Genomic DNA, 20,135 nt, shown 5'->3' with positions numbered 1-20,135 from the left:
TTTCACAATTCAATCACTTGGTGGTCTTTGGTCGTTACATCTAACCGTTCGTGAAGCAGTTTAATAAAATCACGGCCGTATTTATTGAGATAGTATAATGCGTTGAGCTCACGTTCCTGAAAATTGTGATGCGGATAAAGGTGATGAATTAATTTGCGGATTTGATCGACCAGAACTTCATTGCGGCGTTTTTCCGATTCGATTGTTTTGGTTTTTAAAACCTGTAATGCCTGATCGGCTTTTTGCTGTGCCGTTTCCAATGCACCTTTTAAATTAGGATCGATTGCAGTCAATTGTTTTTGCAGCGCTTTAAACTGGTTGTTCATTTGACCCACAAATTGTCCAAACACCGCTTCGATCGGTACGCCAGACTGCTGCATGGTTACCTGGTCGACAAGCGTTTTGGAATGTGTGAATACCTGAAGCAATTCAATCGTGTATTTATCCAACACTTTGGCATTTTTCTTTTCTAAAATTGTAACAAACGGACGCGGTACGATCATCGGTTGCGGTATTTCAAAAAACTCATACACAGATTTAAATTGACCGAAATAAGCCACTTCAGCCGGTCCGGCGACGTAGGCAAACGTAGGCAACAAAGTATCCTGCACGATCGGACGTAATACAACATTAGGAATAAAACGCTCGGGCGATGATTCAAGAATTTTAGAAATGGCGTTTTTTTCGGATGCGATATCGCCGGCACTCAAACGAAATTTATTTTTTTTCTCAACATTGATAGCCAGTTTTTCCGGACCATTATCGAGCATAAAAAGATTCGATGGAGCCGTTTCTACCTGCGCTTCATAGCCGCTTTGTTTCAGTGTTTCGCTCTGCGTTTGCAAAAGCTGATGAATGCGATCCGTGTGCTCGATCTCTTTACGAAAAACCGGCGCTACTATTTTTTTGAATTCAATATCCGAGGGATCCATCATGATCAATCCATAGGGCCCCAACAAATCAGTTAACATTTTTCCGAAAGCCTGTGAAAGCGATGTTCCCTGATAAGCTTTTGCTATCAAACCCAGCCATTCGTGCGTAAAATCGGTCGTATAGAGAACTGATTTTACTTCATCCAAAACCCGCGATATATCTTCAGTAATTGGCAATTGATTAACCGGATTTCTAATCACATTACCGGGATCGTTCCCATTGTATGAAATTTTTTTCAGATCGTTGTCAACCGATAACAACTGAACATGGCGAATTTCATCGAAGTCATGATCTTCGAGTTCCATCCAGAAAACCGGAACGAATTCGTACTGAGGAAATTTTTTCTGATAGACTTCACAAAGCTTGATAGTTCCAATGCTTTTATAAATGGTGTACAGAGGTCCGGTAAATAACCCCATCTGCTGACCCGTTACAACAGCAACAGTGTTAGGATTTTCAAGTTTTTTGATATTTTCTAATGTCAAATCGCTTGCACCGAATGTTTGATTTTGTCTTGCCAAAATTTGCGATACTTGTTTGCGATCTGTTTTTTTTGAGGCTAGGCGGGATAACAAAGTTTCTTGTGCGGCCGCATCATCAGGCGATACAGAATACAAGCTCTGAACGTTTGAGAATTGATACATATAATCCAGAAATAATTTCCCTGAACCTGGAATGTCTTTGAACGATAACGTTTTCATTATGCCGCCTGTATTAATATTAAAATTTCAATTTTCTCGTCTATTCGCTACAAAACCGCTTCCTGAATGGCATCACGATCACGGTTGTGATAACCGAATAATAAATGAGGAAAGTCAGAACGTAATTTGGTCATCATTGATAAAAGACCCATCGCATCGTCATAATAATCATGGCATACTTCATCCAGATACCATTCGGGATCAATATTCAAATTACGCCATTGAATGAGATTAAGTTGCGTGCGTTCGATCACATTTGAAAGGCTGGCAACTTCCCGATGGCTGTCGGTGATACCGGGAAATACCAGATAATTGATCGAGGAAAATTTTTTCAACCGACGCGCAGTCATCAGCGATTCGATAATGTGATCGAGCGAATAATTGTTAGGTTTGTAATAACGTTCGTACAAATCGTGTTGGGTTGAATTTAAGCTTACACGAATACTGTCCATTCCGGCTTTAAAAAGTTTCTCCACCGTTTCCGGGCGGCTTCCGTTCGTATTAATATGCAAAATGCCTTTGGCAGTACGTTTTCGAATCGCGCGAATGGCTTCGGCGATCAATTCACCGTGCAACAGCGGTTCACCCTCGCAACCTTGACCGAAACTAACAATCGCTTTTTCGGCTGTTTCAAGATGCGGCACGGCCATTCCGACGATCTCGTCCAAATTCGGTAAAAAATTCAATCGGTTTTGCGGGGATGGAATTGATTCTTTAGGTTGAAAAGAAATACACCCGAGGCAATTGGCATTGCAGGCGCCGGCCACGGCGATGGGCGCTTCCCATCGATTGAGAAAATAATTTCTGGCATTGGCGCATCCGTATTCGATCGCACATTTATTACCATGATGCTCAACAAGACGGTTGTTCGGAAATGCGGCGATTTTTTCATGCACTTTACGGCGAATTTCTTCCGCATTGAAAATGACCGGCTGATGTTTGATTTGCGGATCGATCCGCACAGCCGGAACGTAAAATTTGTCGTCCATCCAGCCGACCGCTGTGAATGAAAATAACGGCAATTCAGTCGCCTGATCGGTCATTTGATAGGCGGCATGCAGAAAATGCGTGTACGCCGGAGGAATATAAGCCGCCACTGCAAAAGCGTCATCGACAAAAGTCAGTTTGTTGTTCGTGCGGCTATATCCGGCCGCTTTCCGTCCCGGCAGATAATATAATTGAGAGCCTTCAGGGAGTTCGATCAACTGAGACGGATCGATCGGCATGATCGTACGGGCGCTTTTGCCCGCCATGGCATAACCGGGCAAATCAAAAATCTGTCCGTCGCGATCGCTGCATAAAATATTCGGAATTTTCATAAGAAGATTTATGGTTCAAATAAAAGGCGGGAAATCAGCGGCCGCGAAGCTTTTTCAATTCATCGCGAGAACGATTCAATTCTTCAGTTGCGTGTGCCAAGTGACGTCGAAGGGCTTCATTGTCTTGTTCCATTTGACGCTGACGGATATTATCTTCATACTTCTCGACGGCCGTCCGAACGATAGAAAACAAAGTCTCCATATCCCACGGTTTGCTCATGTATCTGAAAATCTCACCCTGATTGACCGATTCGATCAATGCATTCATGTCAGAATATCCCGTCATGATAATGCGCACGATATCAGGATGTGTTTCACGGACTTTTTTGAGAAATTCTGAACCGGTCATTTCCGGCATACGTTGATCCGAGAGAATGACCTGAACGGAATCCAGTTTCAACAAAGCTTCTTTCGCTCTCGAAGCAGTTATAATAGTATAGTCATCTTCGAGAGTTTTTTTTAGAATTTTAAGGATTTCAACTTCATCATCAACGATCAAAATCGTCGGTTTACGATTTTCCGTCATATCTACCTCAAAAACTATAGGCCACGTACAAGTAGAAAAATTACCGCACAGTGTATTTATTTTTGCAACTAAAATCAACGATTATTCGATATAAAGCTTCTATTCAATCTTAAAAACTATTTGACTTTCAAAAGTTCAGTGTCTATTTTATTGCCGTTTATTTTTTCAACGCCTTGCGCAAATCGCTTCGTAAGCGACACACAATACCTGTCAATTCCAAACGATAAAGCTCATCGCACTTTAAAAAACACACATTAAGGAGAACTGCTTATGGCTGATGTTACACCCTCAGCTGGTTCCTCACCGCGATATCAACCGTACGTGCCGGTGAATTCGGATATGAAAGAATTCACGTTGCGCGCGTTATTGATTGGTTTGATCATGTCGGTCATTTTGGGCGCAGCGAATGCTTATCTGGGTCTTAAAGCCGGTATGACAATCGCCGCAACCTATCCTGCTGCCGTGATCGGTATGGCTTTACTCCGCATCATGAAGGGTTCTGTTCTCGAAGAAAATTTTGCACGAACCGTCGGTTCGATCGGCGAATCGGTTGCAGCCGGCGCCATTTTTACCATACCGGCGTTTTATATTGCCGGAATATGGACTGAATTTGCTACAACCGGACATTACTTTGAATCAACCGCTATCATGCTTGCCGGCGGTGTTTTAGGTATTATGTTCGTAGCCTTATTGCGGCGTGTTATGGTTGAAGACGTAGAACTTCCTTTTCCAGAATCTGTGGCCGCATCTGAAATTCATAAAGCCGGACGGTCCGGAGGAACCGGAGCGAAGTTTCTTTTCTCAGCCATGGGTTTAGGAGCCTTGATTCAGGCATTAGGCCAATTCAAATTTTTTGCTACTACATGGGAAAAATGGATTTCGTTTTCCAAAGCGGCGATTAATCTTCGCGCAAGCGGAACGCCTACGGCTGAAGGAGGTATGCTCCTGAGTTCTCCCGGCGTCAGCCCGGCGTACATTGGCGTCGGATATATTATCGGACCGAAACTCGCTTCGCTCAACTTCAGCGGCGGTCTTTTGGCATGGGGGCTTTTTGTACCAATCATTACCTACTTCCTTGCACCATCTTTGCTTCCGACTTTAGTTCCTGAAGGCGGTACTGTCGATGAGGGCACATGGATCGCTTTGGCTACGAACGTATGGCGTTATGTTGTACGCCCGATTGCTATCGGTGGCATGTTGGTCAGTGCGGGATTTACACTGTTTCGCATGCGTAAAAGTTTAATAACGGGAATTCGCCGCTCAATCGGCGACGTCAAAAAAGCTGCGACCGGCGAACACGTAGCAATTCGCACAGAAAAAGATTTGAGTTTTCAATGGATTATGGGCGGTATTCTTGCTTCGGCCGTTGCTACTTTTTTCATTTATAATTATTTCTCCGGCAACGTTGTAGCCGCTCTGGTTGCAACTATCGTCATGATTATTGCCGGATTTTTCTTTGCTGCCGTTTCAGGTTATCTGGTCGGTATCATCGGTTCCAGTAATAATCCGATCTCGGGATTAACTTTATCAACGTTGCTTGTTGCTGCATTATTAATGGTTGCGCTGGGAATGTCGGGCCAAACAGGTATTGCAGCCGTACTCGGCGTTGCGGCCGTCGTATGCGTGTCGTCAGCCGTCGCCGGCGAAATGCTTCAAGACCTTAAAGTCGGACACATCCTCGGAGGAACACCGTGGAGAATGCAAATTGGTGATCTTATCGGAATTGCGCTTGCCGCATCCGTAATGTTCCTTCCACTCGTCGTATTGCATCAAGGTGATATTTTATCGGGAGGTACAGGCTTTGGAGGCAAAAATCTCCCGGCTCCGCAAGCCAGCTTGATGGCATTATTATCGCAAGGTATCGTGGGTGGACAAATGGCTTGGCCTTTGATCATCGTCGGTATGCTGATGGGCGTTGGATTTATTCTGATGCAGGTCAGAAGCCCGATGTTGGTCAGCGTCGGCATGTATTTGCCTTTAGAGACCACGTTTGCCATTTTTATCGGCGGCGTGATCAAAGGCATGGTCGAACGAATCAATGAGAAAAAACAACATAATGCCGCGCAAAAAGCCCGTGTTGAAAACATCGGTGTATTGCTGGCTGCCGGTTTAATCGCCGGAGAAGCGTTGATCGGATTGCTTTTTGCCACGCTTGCATTTACGGAAACGCCGCTGTTCAGTATTTTTGAACATCCGTCGTTCTATATCAGTCTCTTGATATTTGCCATTATCGCTTATGTCTTGATTCAAATTCCGGTCAAAAATGCCGGTAAACCGGATGAACCTGCTCCACCGTCAGCGGTTATGTAATGATGTCTAAAAAAAAGAAATTCTATGAAGAGCCTTCGTTCCTGCAACAATGCCCGGAGCGAAGGCTTGAATGGGAAATGCGTGATGAACAACTGGTTACGCTGATCATACCTAAATTCAAGAGCAAATACACGGTCAAGTGGCTCGTACCGATGCTGGCGAAACCGAATTTCAAAGTGAAGTTGGATGCGTACGGAAGCTTCGTGTGGCTGCAATGTGACGGGCAAACGACCATCGAATCGATCGTACACCAAATGCATGAACGCTATAACGACTCTGTCGAATCGATGCGTGAACGCGTAGGTTCATTTGTTGCTAAATTAAGTCAAGACGGTTTTCTCAACCTGTCAAAGGAATTACAATTGAATTCGTAAAATATTACGAATGAAAGGAAAATTATGGACTCGGCTATTCAAGGATTAAAACCGGAAATTGTTTGGAAATATTTTTCTGAAATTGCAAAAATTCCACGTCCGTCTAAACATGAAGAAGCTATGATCCGTTACGTCATGGACGTTGCCAAGAAACTTGGTTTACCCGCAAAAAAAGACAAATCGGGCAACGTTGTTGTCAAAAAGCCTGCTTCATCGGGGCGTGAAAACGTCCCCATGATCGCGTTGCAAGGACATCTTGACATGGTAACGGAAAAAAATAAAGACAAAACCCATGACTTTTTTAAAGATCCAATCGAATTGGTACGAAAAGACAACGTGATTATGGCGAACGGTACGACGCTTGGCGCAGACAATGGTATTGCCGTGGCTACCAATCTTGCGATCATGGAAGACCGTTCCCTGGAGCATGGACCGTTGGAGTTTTTATTTACCGTGGATGAAGAAACCGGCTTGACAGGCGCAACCAATCTTGATTCCAGTCTTCTTGATAGCAAAACAATGCTGAACCTTGATTCAGAAGAAGAAGGCGCTTTGTACGTCGGATGTTCAGGCGGACGCAATACCATCGGAACGTGGAAAATTGTCAGTGAACGTATTCCGAAAAATCATACGCCGGTCTTGTTACAAGTTCGTGGTTTAAAAGGGGGCCACTCCGGTCTCGAAATCGACAAAGGACGCGGTAATTCTCTGAAAATCATGAATCGTATCTTGATGGAATTGGATAAGATGGGCGCACGCATTGCATCGATGGAAGGCGGCAATAAAAGTAATGCCATTCCACGCGAAGCCGAAGCGATCGCATTTATTCCTGCAAAAAAACTTGCTAAATCTCTCGAGATCGTTAAGAATTTTGAATCAATTATCAAAGCGGAAATCAAAACCGTGGATCCCGATCTCACCATCAGTTTGACAGAAACTACCGTTAAGAAAACCGTGAAGGTTTTCAAAAAACAGTTGCAGGAAAAAATTCTTCAAACCATCAGCGCTTTGCCGCACGGTGTGACAAAAATGAGCGCCGATATTCCAGGTTTGGTCGAAACGTCTACGAACGTTGCTGTTCTAGAAACTAAAAAGAGTTCGGTCGTCTTAACCACCAGCCAACGTAGTTCCGTTGCATCTGAAATTATTGAGATTTTGCAAACCCATGCAGCTGTATTTTCGATGGGCGGCGCAGCCTTCAAACAGACCGACGGCTATCCCGGATGGAAGCCGAATCTGGATTCACCGATTTTGAAAACAGCCGTTCAGACTTACAAAAATCTTTACGGAAAAGAACCTGCGGTGAAAGCCATTCACGCCGGATTGGAATGCGGAATCATAGGAGAGAAATATCCTGGCATGGATATGCTATCATTCGGACCCACGCTCGAAGGCGTTCATTCTCCTGATGAAAAAATTTACATTGATACCGTTGAGAAGTTTTATCATTTCCTTCTTGCAATATTAAAAAATGTAAATTAGCCCGCATTGAAATGGTTTGAAAATCTTAAAAAAATACCGCCTCGGCGGTATTTTTTATTTTCATGTATTTTTATAGGATTTTTACCGTTTTAATTAGTAAAATGAGCACGTTTTTGAATAAGACTTCTGCAACTAATTAAACTTTCGTCCGTAGGACGGACTCTAACTGACTCGAGCTACTTGCAAGGATTCAATTTTAATGACAACACCACTTGATACCCGTACTGAGCCCTCCAAAATCTTTCGCTGGATCGTTCTATTATTTGCCAGCCTTTCGATGTTTGGCAATTATTATATCTATGATAGTATTAATCCGCTCGTGGATATATTTATTCAACAACTCGGTTTTACTAATGAAAATGTAGGTTGGCTGAACTCCAGTTACAGTATCGCCGCGGTTCTAACTCTAGTTATTGGCGGTATTATCATCGATCGGATCGGCACCAAAAAATCAATGTTTGTTTTTGCGGTACTATGCCTTGTAGGCGCCGCATTGATGGTCATCGATGGCAATTTCTGGATGATGATTGCCGGTCGGACAATCCTCGGACTCGGCGCTGAATCTCTGATCGTAGCCGTAACTACCGCCTTAGCCAAATGGTTTAAAGGCAAAGAACTCAGTTTTGCATTTGGAATTAATCTTACGATTGCGCGTCTCGCATCCGTCGCAGCAGATAATTCTCCCTCTTGGGCTTCATGGGCATTTTATCCCGGTGGCTCCCACGCCGATCCGAGCTGGCGCGGTCCTCTGATGATCGCAGTCGGAGCCGGCGTGATCTGTGTCGCCAGTGCAATTGTTTATTGGTGGTTGGAAAACGTAGCTGAGAAAAGATACACGCTTGGCGTGGCAGGACAGACGGATAAATTGGAATTCAGTTCGTTATTTAAATTCGGCAAGTCGTATTGGTTTATCGTCGGCTTATGTTTTACGTTTTACTCTGCCATTTTCCCCTTTCGCACATTCGCGATCAAATTTTTTATGGACACGCATTTTATCGGAGTTGAAGAAGAATTAGCGCGCAGTTCTGCAGGATTTTTTAATAGTTTATTGCCCATGTCGGCCATGTTTGTCACACCGTTATTCGGTCTGATAGCCGACAAATTCGGCAAACGTGCACTCCTGATGATGTTCGGTTCGTTGCTTTTAATGCCGGTCTATCTGATCATGGCCTATACGGGAATTACACTGTGGCTGCCTGTAACGATGATGGGCATTGCATTTTCACTGATTCCTGCAGTAATGTGGCCGTCGGTGGCGTATATTGTCGAGGAAAAACGGCTTGGAACCGCTTATGCACTCATGACGTTAATCCAACAGATCGGATTCTTTGCATTCAATCTCGCTATCGGTATGGCTAATGATTTTTCCAAGGCCGACGCAACAAACCCTCAAGGATACGCTTTAGGCATGTTGCTTTTCTCGACGCTGGGTTTCTTGGGCTTAATGTTCGCCTTTTTGCTTCGCAAAAATGAAACCGGCCCGAATGCACATGGGTTGGAAACGATTACGATGAAATAATAAAATTTTCTAAAACAAAAAGCCCCGATTGATGAATCGGGGCTTTTTTTATGTCTATTTTAAAATAATTTTACGAAATAATAATATCGATAATCCTGTCTTTATTCAGATCGAAATGTTTTTCTAACTTTGTACCGTTTTCTTCATACTCGATCGCAAAAAGTTTGTTGTATTCATCCTTGAGCGTAATGGCACCGGTCTTTGAGACGCCTTTGCCTTTGTAATCATCGTAATACGATACGGAAACTATATCGCCGTGATCGAGCGCTTCGAGCATTTCAATAATGGCATCGACTTCCATGTAACTTTCAGTTTGATTTTCATCAAGATCAATGCTTATCGCAATACGTTTGATTCCGGCTATATCACCTGAAGCAATATCAAATTCAATAGCATCGCCCGTACCTTCTTCCACCATCGCAAAAGAATGGAATTCCGATCCGACGTGAGTCACGCGTCCGGCAACCGGACTGATTGAACCGTCCCAGTTGATACGTTCTACTGTAACGCCGTCATTGACCGATAATGTTTTGATAACGTCAACGACCGCTTCCTCTTCCAGAGCGCCTTCCTTTTTCTTCTTCTTTCCAAACATCAGGTACTTTTCCTTATTTAGTTTTCATATTAATTAACTTCGTCCGGCGCGGGTTCACCTTTGGCTTCGGTAAATTCCAATTCATTGTCCCGTAGTTTGACTTCGATATGCGTCCCGTCGGTAAATACACCTTTCAGTAGCTGTTCAGCCACCGGGTCTTCAAGATATTTCTGAATAGCCCGACGTAAAGGTCGCGCACCATACACAGGATCAAACCCTTTTTCGGCGATAAACTCTTTTGCAGGTTTGGTCAATGTCACCATGATGTTACGCTCTTTTAATTTCTTGTCAACTTCAGCCATGGACACATCGATGATTCGTAAAACATCTTCTTTACTCAACGAACGGAACACGATCACTTCATCGATTCGATTGAGAAATTCAGGATTGAAGAGTTTTTTAGTGGCTTCCTCCACTTTTGACTTCATGCGTGTGTATTCATCTTCGGCGTCGTTTTTAGCGGAGAAACCGAACGCGGAACTCTTACTCATATCGCGCGCCCCGATATTGGACGTCATAATTACTACAACATTTTTGAAACTGACTTTACGGCCAAGACTGTCGGTAAGGATACCGTCATCCAGGACCTGCAAAAGAATGTTAAATACATCCGGATGAGCTTTTTCGATTTCATCAAGCAATACGACGCTGTACGGTTTACGCCGGATTTTTTCAGTCAATTGACCGCCCTCTTCATAGCCGACATAACCCGGAGGCGGCCCAACGAGACGGCTCACGGAAAATTTTTCCATGTATTCTGACATATCGATTCGCACCAACGCTTCGGCGCTTTCAAAAAGATAGCTCGCCAATTCTTTGGCAAATTGTGTTTTACCAACGCCCGTAGGACCCAGAAAAATAAACGATCCGATGGGGCGATTAGGATCTTTCAATCCGGCGCGAGTGCGGCGAATAGCGCGCGTCACGGCTTTAATGGCTTCGTCTTGACCGATGATCCGTTTGCGTAACACCTCTTCCATTTGCAACAATTTTTCAGATTCAGATTGTGCGACACGATTGACCGGGATGCCCGTCATCATCGACACTACGTGTGCGATTTCGTGCTCACCGACTGTGACCGTTTGGTTATCCTCACGTTTTTCCCATTCTTCTTTGGCAACACGCAGTTGCTCGTTCAATCGTTTTTCGATATCACGCAACTCAGCGGCTTTTTCGAATTTTTGATTCTTAATGACGCTGTCTTTTTCCTGGCGCACGCGTTCGATTTCGGATTCTACATCCAGTATGTGCTGCGGAACAACAATATTCATAATATGCGAACGTGAACCGCTTTCATCCATCACATCGATCGCTTTGTCCGGCAAATGACGGTCCGTAATATACCGGTCGGATAATTTGACCGCCTGAACGAGCGCTTCGTCCGTGTAATGAACGTGATGATGCTCTTCATATTTATGTTTGATTTGACGTAAGATTTCTATGGTTTCTTCGACGGTGGGAGGATCAATGATGACTTTCTGGAACCGGCGTTCCAGAGCGCCGTCTTTTTCGATATATTGGCGATACTCATCCAAAGTTGTCGCCCCGATACATTGCAGTTCACCGCGTGAAAGAGCCGGTTTGAACATATTTGAAGCATCAAGCGAACCGCTGGCGCCGCCGGCGCCGACGATCGTATGCAATTCGTCAATAAACAAAATCACATCGTCGGTTTTTTCCAATTCACTCATGATCGCTTTGACGCGTTCTTCGAATTGCCCGCGGTATTTCGTACCAGCCACCAATGCGCCGACGTCTAACGTCACGACACGTTTAGTGTGCAATACCCGTGGAACCTTCTTCTGAATAATACGCAGGGCCAGTCCTTCCGCAATCGCCGTTTTACCCACGCCGGGCTCACCGATCAATACGGGATTATTTTTTTTGCGCCGAGAAAGAATCTGCGCTACGCGTTCGATTTCTTCTTCGCGCCCGATGATCGGATCGAGTTTACCTTCTTCGGCATACTGCGTCAGATCGCGTCCAAAATGATCCAGTGCCGGTGTTTTACTTTTGCGGGGTTCGGTTTTCTTATTGGTAGGACTGTTGGGGGTAAATGTACCGCTCATAATGTTCGTCAACTCCCTCTTGATGGTTTCGTATTCAACGTTAAACATCGCCAAGACTTGCGCGGCTAGGCAATCTTTTTCCTTCACAAGGGATAACAACAAATGCTCTGTACCAATCACATCGGATTTATAATTTTTAGCTTCAAGATAAGTCGATTTGAGGATTTTTTCAGCGCGTTTGGTCAAAGGAGGATTGCCGATGATCGTATTTTCAGTAACCGGCTTGACCATATCTTCAATCGTGCGTTTTAATTTTTCAAGATCAATACCCAGATTCTTCAGCACTTTAACGGCCACGCCTTCGCCTTCGCGAATCAGTCCAAGCAACAAGTGCTCTGTTCCGATATAATCATGCCCGAGACGGATCGCTTCCTCTTGCGATAATTTGACGACCAGTTGAACCCGGCTGGAAAAGTTATTTTTCATACTACTCCATTCTGCTGTAAAAACACAGTGTAAGCCCGTCGAAAGAGTAATGACACTACACCGTTAAGATACAAAAAAATATAGACAAAGCAATTACGATAGTCAAGCAATTTAACCTTGTAAACATGAAACTTTGTTAGTGGTTTCGTATATTATTTAACGCATTCATTTTGAAAAAATTCGCTTGAAATACGTTTTAAAGTATTAAAAACCAGTTGCTTTTATAGCACGTTCAATTTACCTTTTAACCCGAAATTTGCATCCAACGTTGAATTTTTCAGTTAACTTTAACCGGGAGATTTGTATGCGCTTTTTTCAAAGCGGGAAGATAGCATTCGGACTTTTTTTTCTTGTATTAAGTTGGTCACTTCCAGTAGTGGCACAAGAAGAAGGCGGTTCGGATTCTCAGGAAAACAGCGGTTTTACTTTTCAAGGGCCATCCGACGGATCAGGGTACAGCCAATTTACCGCACCGATCGGCTTTACCAGAATCGGTGATCAAAATTTCATCAGCATGCGCCTGCAACCGGAACTTGCATTTGGTAAATTCGGCGCCGGTTTTGATATTCCCCTTCTTTTCAATACATCGGACGGCAAATTGCGTACGGATGAATACAAAGGCGGTGTCGGGCCTTTGCGTATCATTCGCTACTTGCGATATGGTGTGAAGCATAAAGATCCCGTCTACGTACGCGTCGGCGACATTTCAGGATCGTATCTTGGTTACGGCCTTACGATGTATAACTATACCAACGCTGTCAGTTTTGAAAAACGTAAGGTCGGCGTGAATTACGATTTGAATTACGACCTGCGTTTCGGCGTCGAAGGCGTTTACAGTGATTTTAATGGATTCAATATTTTTGGCGTTCGCCCGTATGCACGTCCTTTGAAGACATCCGATATCCCGATCATCAAGACAACGGAAGTCGGTATTACGTACATCACCGACGGCGACAAAAATATTCAGTACGGCGTCACGGAAATGGGCGCTGACATCGGCATGACCGTGCTTGAAAATAAAATGGTACAAATCACACCGTACATCGAATACGCCCGTATCATAAAAAATTCCGACCTCAAAGATGATTTGCGCAATGGAGTGGTTTTGGACGAGGAAGGCAATGCAATTGCTTCGGATTCAAAATATGGCGCCGGGCAAGGATTGGCGATTGGAACAAACTTCCGATTTAATTTCGTTGCCGATGTATTCAATATGGGTATGAAGCTGGAACGCCGTTTTTACAGCGACAACTTCGTACCGCAATATTTTGACGCCGTCTATGAAATCAATAAAGATCGCAAAGCCATCAATTTGATTTCAGCTCAAGGTGTGCAGGGAACTTACGGAGAAATTTTCGCTAATCTGATCAATAAAGTTCAGGTTCTCGGAGGCATTTCAATACCGGACAAATTGAAAAAAACCGACGGTGCGTTTATACATTTAGGTTTGTCTGCGCCCGATCTGATCCCACAAACTGTGATTTACGGCAGCTACGATAAAGGTTATCTCGATAAATTAGGCGATGCGTTCAAATTTAATCAGAATTCCATTGCACACATGATCATCGCTTATAAACTTTACCCCTATTTGTTAACGGGATTTGATTACAAATGGACTTTCGTGAAAACGGATAACGGATTCAAAGCGAAACGCTATATCACTCCGTTTGTCGGATTACAATTGCAATTGCCCATTGGCGATCAGAAAAAATAATTTAGTTTAAAATAAAGCTGTTTAAGAAACTGCTATGCAATTCTATTGTTTTTCAACTCTAGAACTTGAACACATATTGGTTTCTTGAACAGCTTTTCTGTTTTGTTACTTAACCAAAAAATTTTTGAGTACCATCGAAGCTCTTGAAACTATTAAATGGATTGATCGCGGCTGGTATCTGGCATTAGAATTCGAACTCAGCAATTCGCCGAAATTTGAAAACGCCTTAGAGCTTGCGCGTCAAAACAAACATTTTGTTGAATTGGTCGACGAGCGTGGTGTGAGTTTATATCGAACAATTCATTTCAAATCCGACTTTCCTAAATTCGATCGATTGTTTGCAATCGTTGGCCTTTGGAAAAGTACAAAAATGTATTACAAAGGCGATGCGATACGGAAGGAAGATTTTGAAATCTGGTACACGTGTTACAAAACCTATTGGGGACATCGTAAAACACTAAGTGAATACGATTTTTGCGGAACCAGCAAGCTGCATAAATTTCCGGATTTTATCGGCTGCTACGAACGTAACATTTACTTACGCTGGCGAGATCCTTTATACGCACATTATCAATTATCGTCTCGCGTTTGGTATGGTTTCGGCAAAAGAAAACAGGGTGCATATGTCATCGATAAACCTGCTATGGCCGCCTTTCTTGAAAAAACCAACGAAGATTATAAATCATGTCCATGTTATGGTCACACAGCGATCGAACGCGTGCTGCACAAACTTCCGAAAGAGATCAACCCGGCCATTCACAAAGATTGGCAATTCAAAGAAGATTTTTTGAAACTCTCGGCGTCAAAAGCCTACTTCAACTACGATATTGCTATTTCGGTCATTCCTGAAATCTGTCCCGTCAATGAAAAAGCTTACGTTAAATATATGGAACGTATTTTTCGTACGGAATAAGTCACTGCTTCATTTCAACGAGTTTTGTATACGCACTGAAAGGTGACATTTCGAATTCAATCTTCAAGAACGGATGCGGCGCTGCCTCGGCAATCCAGAAAATAAGCCGCGTTTTACTTGTTGCCAATCTGCGCGTCAGGATATCGGTTTTTTTACGTTTAACCTCTTCCTGAGTAGGAATAAATTTAAATTCCACCCTGAATGCATCCCACTCCTGATCGACCGCTTCTATTTTTTCCTTTTGTACAACTTTAGCTTCTACTTTCCACGGCTCCGTTTCAACGTCAAGGTTCATCCTGTAAATCTGGCCTACTTGAAGCGATTCTCTTCGGAATGAATAGATCATTGAGAAAAAATTATGTGTATTTTCCTGCACGGGAATGTCAAACGCTTCCTGAAATTTCCCGCCTTCGTAATGAGCGATATTTTTAATGTGATCGTATTGCGTTATCAATTCCTGTTTGATAGTTTTTTGCGTAATATATTTATGATACTGTATCGGCAAGCCTGTTTCAAAATCTACCAGTGTTTCGTATCTGTTTTCCAGGGAATAAAACTGAGAGAAAAAACTTGTAGTTTTTGAGACTGCTACGATTCGGTAGGCTTTTTTATTATCAACCTGCACGATTTCCGGAATGGAAAGTGAAATTGAAACGGCTGAAATGGAAAGATACGTGAGTTTATAATCATTGCTTTCCCCCACCCATTGTTGGCTGAAAACCGGGGAACTTACGAATACAACAACACAAACAAACTTTCGGAAAAAAATCAAAAAAATTCTTCCTTTCATTTATTCTTTTTCATTTTTTTTCTTTGATAGACGCCGCTTTGACCGCCTTCTTTTCGGACTAAAACAATTGCATCGATCTCAATGCCTTTATCCACCGCTTTGCACATGTCGTAAATGGTTAACGCGGAGACGGATACAGCCGTAAGCGCTTCCATTTCCACACCTGTTTTGTGAGTGGTCGTAACATTTGCCGTGAGCCTGACGGATCTGGATTTAGTGATTAACTCAAAATCAACATCGACATGCGTGAGCGGAATCGGGTGACACAACGGAATGAGCGCCGATGTTTTTTTGGCCGCCATAATACCGGCTGCTTTGGCGATAGTGAGTACATCACCTTTGGCTATTTGATTCTTTTTCAATTGACGGAAAGCTTCGCCGGACAAACGCACTACACCTGAAGCGGTCGCTCTACGAAAAGTATCCGATTTTTTTGTAACGTCGACCATCTTGGCTCGTCCATGCGCATCAACGTGTGACATCTTTTTTGATTTATTTTTCACGTAAAAAACCCAGCTTATGTTGCAATTGAGTACGAGCCCGATTGACGCGAGATTTGACCGTTCCAAGAGAAAGCTTGGTACGTTGAGCTATTTCTTCGTACGACAAATGTTCGATCTCGCGCAGTTTGATGACCTCACGGTATCTGGGCGACAATTCTTTGATGGCCTGACGAATCAGATCCTTTTTCACAGATGAGTCGGTGATATCATCCGAATTCAAACGCGTCTCGACTACTTCGAATTCTTTTTCGCCGGTAGCCAGGCTGGAAATTGATTGTTGCCGCTGTCGTTTTCTTTTTCGCAATTCGCTTTTGGCAAAATTCCCCGCGACGGTATAAATCCACGTCGAAAACTTGGCAATCTGTTTGTAAGCCTGCTTGCTTTTAAAAACTTTTACGAACGTGTCCTGGACAATATCTTCAGCATCGCTGCGCTCGCCGACAAATTGAAAAACGTAATTCAAAAGTTGTTCTTTATAACGGCCCACAATCACGTCAAACGCGGCCATGTCGCCCTGCTGAAAAAGGCGTATGACATCTTCATCCGACAGTTCCTGATACGAAACCATCGCTTGCCGCACGAGATGAGGAGTGCGGATAAGATCTTTTATATCGACCTTGTCCGCAGGTTTACGTTCATTCATATCATAGCCGTCTGAGTCAATTTAAATAACAGTTGATGCATGATCATATCATCCTTGATCGAACTCGATTTGATGTCTGAGTCGGCTTCAAGTAAAAACCCCATGCATTTGTGAATTTCAGCTACTGAAAATTTTTGTGCCTGAGGCCAGTAGTCGTTCTGGAAAAAATTCGGATAAATTCTGAATTGGTTCATCAGTGTTTTTTCGATTTCAGGTATTGAACGCCCGTTTTCACACATTTCGCAAATATTCCACAAAATCATAAACTGCCGGTACATCATCGCGATCATTCCAACAGGCTGCTCGCCATGCCGAATCATGTTTGTCATGATGCCGGATGCTTTCATAAAATTTTTTTGACCGACCGCTGCACACAATTCGAATACGTTGAATTGCCGCGATACGCCAATGACGGTTTCGACATCTTCATCGTTGATCTCCGCGCGCGTCCCGACATAGGTTGCCAGCTTTTCCATTTCAGTTGAAAGTTCACGCAACGACACGTCAACCTTAGATGCCAGCAACATCGCCGCACGGGCATTGATCGTTTTGCCTTTCGATTCGGCGAACGATTCAATCCATGCCAGAACTTCATTATCCCTTAGCTTCTTTAATTCGACGCAAACGGCCGAATCTTTCAGTTTCTTAAACAAATTTTGGCGGAAATCGGGCTTGGATGAAATAACGATAAAAACAGTCGTGTCGAGTGGGTTTTCAAAATATTTGGCCAGCGTATCGCGGCCGTTTTTTTCCAATTGCTCGGCATCTTTGAGGATAACAACTTTGCGGTCAGCGAGCATGGGAAAACTCATGGCGTTATTCAGAATATCCTCTGAACGTGATTCTTTTCCGTAAAAAAGATGCACATTGAAATCGTCTTTATCCGATTGAAAAATTTTCCGAACAATGGCATCGCTTAAATTATCGGCCAAAAAAACTTCATCACCGTAAAAAAAATAAGCCGATCCGAGCGGTTGTTTTTTTATTTCCTGTAACGCTTTTGTGTACGTCAGGCTTTTGTCGTCACGCGCCATTTTTCGTTTTCTCTTTTCGTAAAGCAAAAGCGAGGCACAACGCAAAGCCACCCCAATTGAGGCCAAGAATTAAGATCATGACAAGAATAGATTCAAAGGACATTTTCGTATCCTTGGTTTATTGACGGAGAATACGCCCCATTATTTTTTTATTAAAAATCATGAACAATACAATCACCAACAACCATTGTACCACGCATGTTCCGACGCTGTAGATATTGGTGGGATCCCACCAATCGTCTTTAGCAAAATCGCTGATGGCTTTGTAGAACCACCAGCTGATCATGGCAATAAATTGTAATGGAATGAGCACCAATATTACGACGTTGTACCACTTACCGATTTTGAAATCAGCTCCTTCACCATTGATTAGCTCTGTCCTGAATTTATCGACTCCGTATCGAATGACAGCAAAGGCAACGAGCATACCGCTGACCATCAGACCAATGCCCCACACCCAATCCTGATTTTCAAAAAAATCAGACGACAGTGCCGATGGAATCCCAAAAATAACTCCGGCGATGCCGACGTAAATAATCGCCCGTGATCTTCCCATCCCGGCATCCATGAAATTACGTACAGCCAATTCGACCATAGAAATCAACGAACTGAATGCGGCCATAAACAGCGCAAGAAAGAACATAATAGCAAAAATAAATCCACCTGGCATTTCGCTAAACAACGCCGGCAGCCATTCAAACGTAAGGCCTGTGCTTGCCCGACCAGATGATTGTAATAAGATGGCCGCATCGCCGGGCACAAGAGAGAATACAGTAGAGAAGATCACGATACCGGCCAAAAGAGATGCTGAGTTGTCTCCAAATCCTACGACGAAAGAGTTTAATCCAACATCTTCTTTCTGTTTCATGTATACGGCATACGTCAGAATTAATCCCCATCCGGCGCCTGTCGACCATGCTGATTGCGTCAAAGCTTCAAGCCAGATTTTATAATCGGCCAGCGCTTCAAAATCCGGATGAAAGAAAAATTCAAGCCCGCCGCGTGCATTCGGCTCAGTCAACGACCAAACGGCCGAAATGATCAATACAATGAAAATTCCTGGCAATAAAACTTTATTGGCTCTTTCCAATCCTGATGCTATTCCTCGATAAATGATCCAGGCAGCAAGCCCCATGGTGATCACATGAAAAATGATCGGCTGATACGAGTCGATAAAAACTGCAAATGTCTGTTTGGATATTTCCGGCGTCATCGCGGTAAAACCGCTCGTCACGGCAACTGACAAATATTTCAGGCACCACCCGGTGACTACAGAATAATAAAACATGATTGCAAATGTACAAAAACCAACAAATCCTCCCATCCATCCATACTTTTCACCAATTAATTTTCCAAAAGCACCGATGGTTCCTTTGCGTGTATGCTTGCCGATGGCAAATTCTGCAATCAAGAGCGGAACCGACCAAGTGAATAAGAAAATAACCCAGGCAATCAGAAATTCACCACCGCCGTTCTGTGCCGCAATGCGCGGGAATCGCCAGATATTGCCGGTGCCGACGGCCATGCCGAGCGCTGCCAGTAGAAGTCCCCAACGTGATGTAAACGTTTCCTGCTGTTTTTGTGTTTCCATGGACACCTGAAGTGGAGTTAAAAGGCAATTATATCATCAGTTTTTTTTCAAATCTTCGAGCATTTTTTTCAAGAGCAACATATCTTCCCATGCTGGTTTTTTCCAGTTGGGATTGCGCAAAAGTGCGGCAGGGTGATACGTTACAATAAGCGGGACACCGTGATAATCAAAAGTCTTTCCGCGCATTGCAGTCATGGACAACGTATTCCGTAAAAGCGTGTTGGCTGCCGTGAGCCCTAAGGCACAAATGATTTTTGGGCGAATTAATTCAATCTGTGTAATTAAATACGGCTCACACTGCTCGATTTCGTTCGGGTTAGGTTTACGATTGCCGGGCGGACGGCATTTCAGAATATTAGCAATGTAAACAGTTTCGCGCGGAATTCCGAGTGAACGTTCTTCCTCGATCATTTTAGTAAGAAGCTGTCCTGCTCGCCCGACAAATGGCAAACCTTGTTCATCTTCATCCGCTCCCGGCGCTTCACCGACAAACATTAAATTTGCTTTGGGATTGCCCGATCCGAAAACAGTTTGCGTGCGCGTTTTACACAGATCGCATTTTTTACAACCGGATACCGTTGCCTTTAATTCGTCCAGTGTCGGCAAAGCATCGTTTCTGACGGCGGAAGATTTCATCGGTGTTATTTCCTGAGGTTTCGATTCAGCGGCCAATCCGGATGTCTTTGGTATGTT

The 20,135-nt window shown here is 43.6% G+C and carries 18 protein-coding genes; 6 read left to right on the top strand and 12 right to left on the bottom strand.

The annotated features are described in order from the left end of the window. Positions 1-2: 2 nt before the first annotated feature. The 3 genes from bshC to K1X84_14035 are packed head-to-tail and all read right to left on the bottom strand — an operon-like array spanning position 3 to position 3,479. A complete protein-coding gene (gene bshC / locus K1X84_14045) occupies positions 3-1,634 on the bottom strand; it encodes a bacillithiol biosynthesis cysteine-adding enzyme BshC (GenBank protein MBX7152748.1) in 1,632 nt (543 codons plus the stop codon). A 47-nt stretch (positions 1,635-1,681) separates the two neighbouring features. Then, positions 1,682-2,953 (bottom strand): radical SAM protein, encoded by a 1,272-nt coding sequence (locus K1X84_14040; protein MBX7152747.1) that lies wholly within the window; start codon positions 2,951-2,953, stop codon positions 1,682-1,684. Positions 2,954-2,987: 34 nt separating this feature from the next. After that, complete coding sequence (locus tag K1X84_14035; protein MBX7152746.1) at positions 2,988-3,479, bottom strand: response regulator; 492 nt, start codon at positions 3,477-3,479, stop codon at positions 2,988-2,990. A gap of 339 nt (positions 3,480-3,818) precedes the next feature. Here K1X84_14035 and K1X84_14030 point away from each other — a divergent pair, with 339 nt between their 5' ends. The 4 genes from K1X84_14030 (at position 3,819) to K1X84_14015 (ending at position 9,164) form a co-directional block, all read left to right on the top strand. Further along, entirely contained in the window at positions 3,819-5,789 is a 1,971-nt protein-coding gene (locus K1X84_14030) for an oligopeptide transporter, OPT family (protein MBX7152745.1), read from the top strand. Further along, entirely contained in the window at positions 5,789-6,163 is a 375-nt protein-coding gene (locus tag K1X84_14025; protein MBX7152744.1) for a PqqD family protein, read from the top strand. The genes K1X84_14030 and K1X84_14025 overlap by 1 nt, the downstream gene beginning before the upstream one ends. A 24-nt stretch (positions 6,164-6,187) precedes the next feature. Continuing rightward, the gene (locus K1X84_14020; GenBank protein ID MBX7152743.1) at positions 6,188-7,645 is read left to right on the top strand and encodes an aminoacyl-histidine dipeptidase; all 1,458 of its coding nucleotides are present in this window, start codon (positions 6,188-6,190) and stop codon (positions 7,643-7,645) included. A 199-nt stretch (positions 7,646-7,844) separates the two neighbouring features. Beyond that, positions 7,845-9,164, top strand: a complete 1,320-nt coding sequence (locus K1X84_14015; protein MBX7152742.1) for an MFS transporter — start codon at positions 7,845-7,847, stop codon at positions 9,162-9,164. 70 nt (positions 9,165-9,234) lie between these two features. Here the strand turns inward: K1X84_14015 and K1X84_14010 are convergent, their stop codons facing one another. Then, on the bottom strand, positions 9,235-9,759 hold the full coding sequence (locus K1X84_14010) for a hypothetical protein (GenBank protein ID MBX7152741.1): 525 nt from the start codon (positions 9,757-9,759) through the stop codon (positions 9,235-9,237). A gap of 29 nt (positions 9,760-9,788) precedes the next feature. Next, a complete protein-coding gene (locus K1X84_14005; GenBank protein MBX7152740.1) occupies positions 9,789-12,254 on the bottom strand; it encodes an ATP-dependent Clp protease ATP-binding subunit in 2,466 nt (821 codons plus the stop codon). A 304-nt stretch (positions 12,255-12,558) separates the two neighbouring features. Between K1X84_14005 and K1X84_14000 the strand changes: the two genes are divergently transcribed. Continuing rightward, complete coding sequence (locus K1X84_14000; protein MBX7152739.1) at positions 12,559-13,968, top strand: hypothetical protein; 1,410 nt, start codon at positions 12,559-12,561, stop codon at positions 13,966-13,968. 124 nt (positions 13,969-14,092) lie between these two features. Further along, positions 14,093-14,881, top strand: a complete 789-nt coding sequence (locus K1X84_13995; GenBank protein ID MBX7152738.1) for a hypothetical protein — start codon at positions 14,093-14,095, stop codon at positions 14,879-14,881. A 1-nt stretch (position 14,882) separates the two neighbouring features. On the opposite strand, the gene K1X84_13990 is transcribed toward K1X84_13995, so the two are convergent. From K1X84_13990 to K1X84_13960, 7 genes are all read right to left on the bottom strand, one after another. After that, on the bottom strand, positions 14,883-15,653 hold the full coding sequence (locus K1X84_13990) for a DUF3108 domain-containing protein (protein MBX7152737.1): 771 nt from the start codon (positions 15,651-15,653) through the stop codon (positions 14,883-14,885). Positions 15,654-15,667: 14 nt separating this feature from the next. Continuing rightward, on the bottom strand, positions 15,668-16,153 hold the full coding sequence (gene moaC / locus K1X84_13985; protein MBX7152736.1) for a cyclic pyranopterin monophosphate synthase MoaC: 486 nt from the start codon (positions 16,151-16,153) through the stop codon (positions 15,668-15,670). 10 nt (positions 16,154-16,163) lie between these two features. Continuing rightward, complete coding sequence (locus K1X84_13980; protein ID MBX7152735.1) at positions 16,164-16,742, bottom strand: sigma-70 family RNA polymerase sigma factor; 579 nt, start codon at positions 16,740-16,742, stop codon at positions 16,164-16,166. Positions 16,743-16,813: 71 nt separating this feature from the next. Beyond that, entirely contained in the window at positions 16,814-17,851 is a 1,038-nt protein-coding gene (gene holA, locus K1X84_13975) for a DNA polymerase III subunit delta (GenBank protein ID MBX7152734.1), read from the bottom strand. Further along, on the bottom strand, positions 17,841-17,954 hold the full coding sequence (locus tag K1X84_13970; protein ID MBX7152733.1) for a MetS family NSS transporter small subunit: 114 nt from the start codon (positions 17,952-17,954) through the stop codon (positions 17,841-17,843). Before K1X84_13970 ends, holA begins: the two co-directional genes overlap by 11 nt. Before the next feature lie 15 nt (positions 17,955-17,969). Further along, positions 17,970-19,442, bottom strand: coding sequence for a sodium-dependent transporter (locus K1X84_13965; GenBank protein MBX7152732.1), 1,473 nt, complete (start codon positions 19,440-19,442; stop codon positions 17,970-17,972). A 36-nt stretch (positions 19,443-19,478) separates the two neighbouring features. Next, a complete protein-coding gene (locus K1X84_13960; protein MBX7152731.1) occupies positions 19,479-20,078 on the bottom strand; it encodes a uracil-DNA glycosylase in 600 nt (199 codons plus the stop codon). Positions 20,079-20,135: the final 57 nt, after the last annotated feature.

This window comes from bacterium, assembly GCA_019695335.1.
Lineage (GTDB): Bacteria > CLD3 > CLD3 > SB21 > SB21 > JABWBZ01.
The sequence above is the reverse complement of the archived record's forward strand: the minus strand, read 5'-3'. Positions and strand labels throughout refer to the sequence as shown.

What these genes read in the sequence shown, in the direction of transcription:
- K1X84_13965 (MBX7152732.1), bottom strand. Translation starts at nt 19,442, where the DNA reads ATGGAAACACAAAAACAGCAGGAAACGTTTACATCACGTTGGGGACTT.
- K1X84_13960 (MBX7152731.1), bottom strand. Translation starts at nt 20,078, where the DNA reads ATGAAATCTTCCGCCGTCAGAAACGATGCTTTGCCGACACTGGACGAA.
- moaC (MBX7152736.1), bottom strand. Translation starts at nt 16,153, where the DNA reads ATGTCACACGTTGATGCGCATGGACGAGCCAAGATGGTCGACGTTACA.
- holA (MBX7152734.1), bottom strand. Translation starts at nt 17,851, where the DNA reads ATGGCGCGTGACGACAAAAGCCTGACGTACACAAAAGCGTTACAGGAA.
- K1X84_13970 (MBX7152733.1), bottom strand. Translation starts at nt 17,954, where the DNA reads ATGTCCTTTGAATCTATTCTTGTCATGATCTTAATTCTTGGCCTCAAT.
- K1X84_14000 (MBX7152739.1), top strand. Translation starts at nt 12,559, where the DNA reads ATGCGCTTTTTTCAAAGCGGGAAGATAGCATTCGGACTTTTTTTTCTT.
- K1X84_13980 (MBX7152735.1), bottom strand. Translation starts at nt 16,742, where the DNA reads ATGGTTTCGTATCAGGAACTGTCGGATGAAGATGTCATACGCCTTTTT.
- K1X84_14020 (MBX7152743.1), top strand. Translation starts at nt 6,188, where the DNA reads ATGGACTCGGCTATTCAAGGATTAAAACCGGAAATTGTTTGGAAATAT.
- K1X84_14035 (MBX7152746.1), bottom strand. Translation starts at nt 3,479, where the DNA reads ATGACGGAAAATCGTAAACCGACGATTTTGATCGTTGATGATGAAGTT.
- K1X84_14010 (MBX7152741.1), bottom strand. Translation starts at nt 9,759, where the DNA reads ATGTTTGGAAAGAAGAAGAAAAAGGAAGGCGCTCTGGAAGAGGAAGCG.
- K1X84_14005 (MBX7152740.1), bottom strand. Translation starts at nt 12,254, where the DNA reads ATGAAAAATAACTTTTCCAGCCGGGTTCAACTGGTCGTCAAATTATCG.
- bshC (MBX7152748.1), bottom strand. Translation starts at nt 1,634, where the DNA reads ATGAAAACGTTATCGTTCAAAGACATTCCAGGTTCAGGGAAATTATTT.
- K1X84_14040 (MBX7152747.1), bottom strand. Translation starts at nt 2,953, where the DNA reads ATGAAAATTCCGAATATTTTATGCAGCGATCGCGACGGACAGATTTTT.
- K1X84_14025 (MBX7152744.1), top strand. Translation starts at nt 5,789, where the DNA reads ATGATGTCTAAAAAAAAGAAATTCTATGAAGAGCCTTCGTTCCTGCAA.
- K1X84_14030 (MBX7152745.1), top strand. Translation starts at nt 3,819, where the DNA reads ATGAAAGAATTCACGTTGCGCGCGTTATTGATTGGTTTGATCATGTCG.
- K1X84_14015 (MBX7152742.1), top strand. Translation starts at nt 7,845, where the DNA reads ATGACAACACCACTTGATACCCGTACTGAGCCCTCCAAAATCTTTCGC.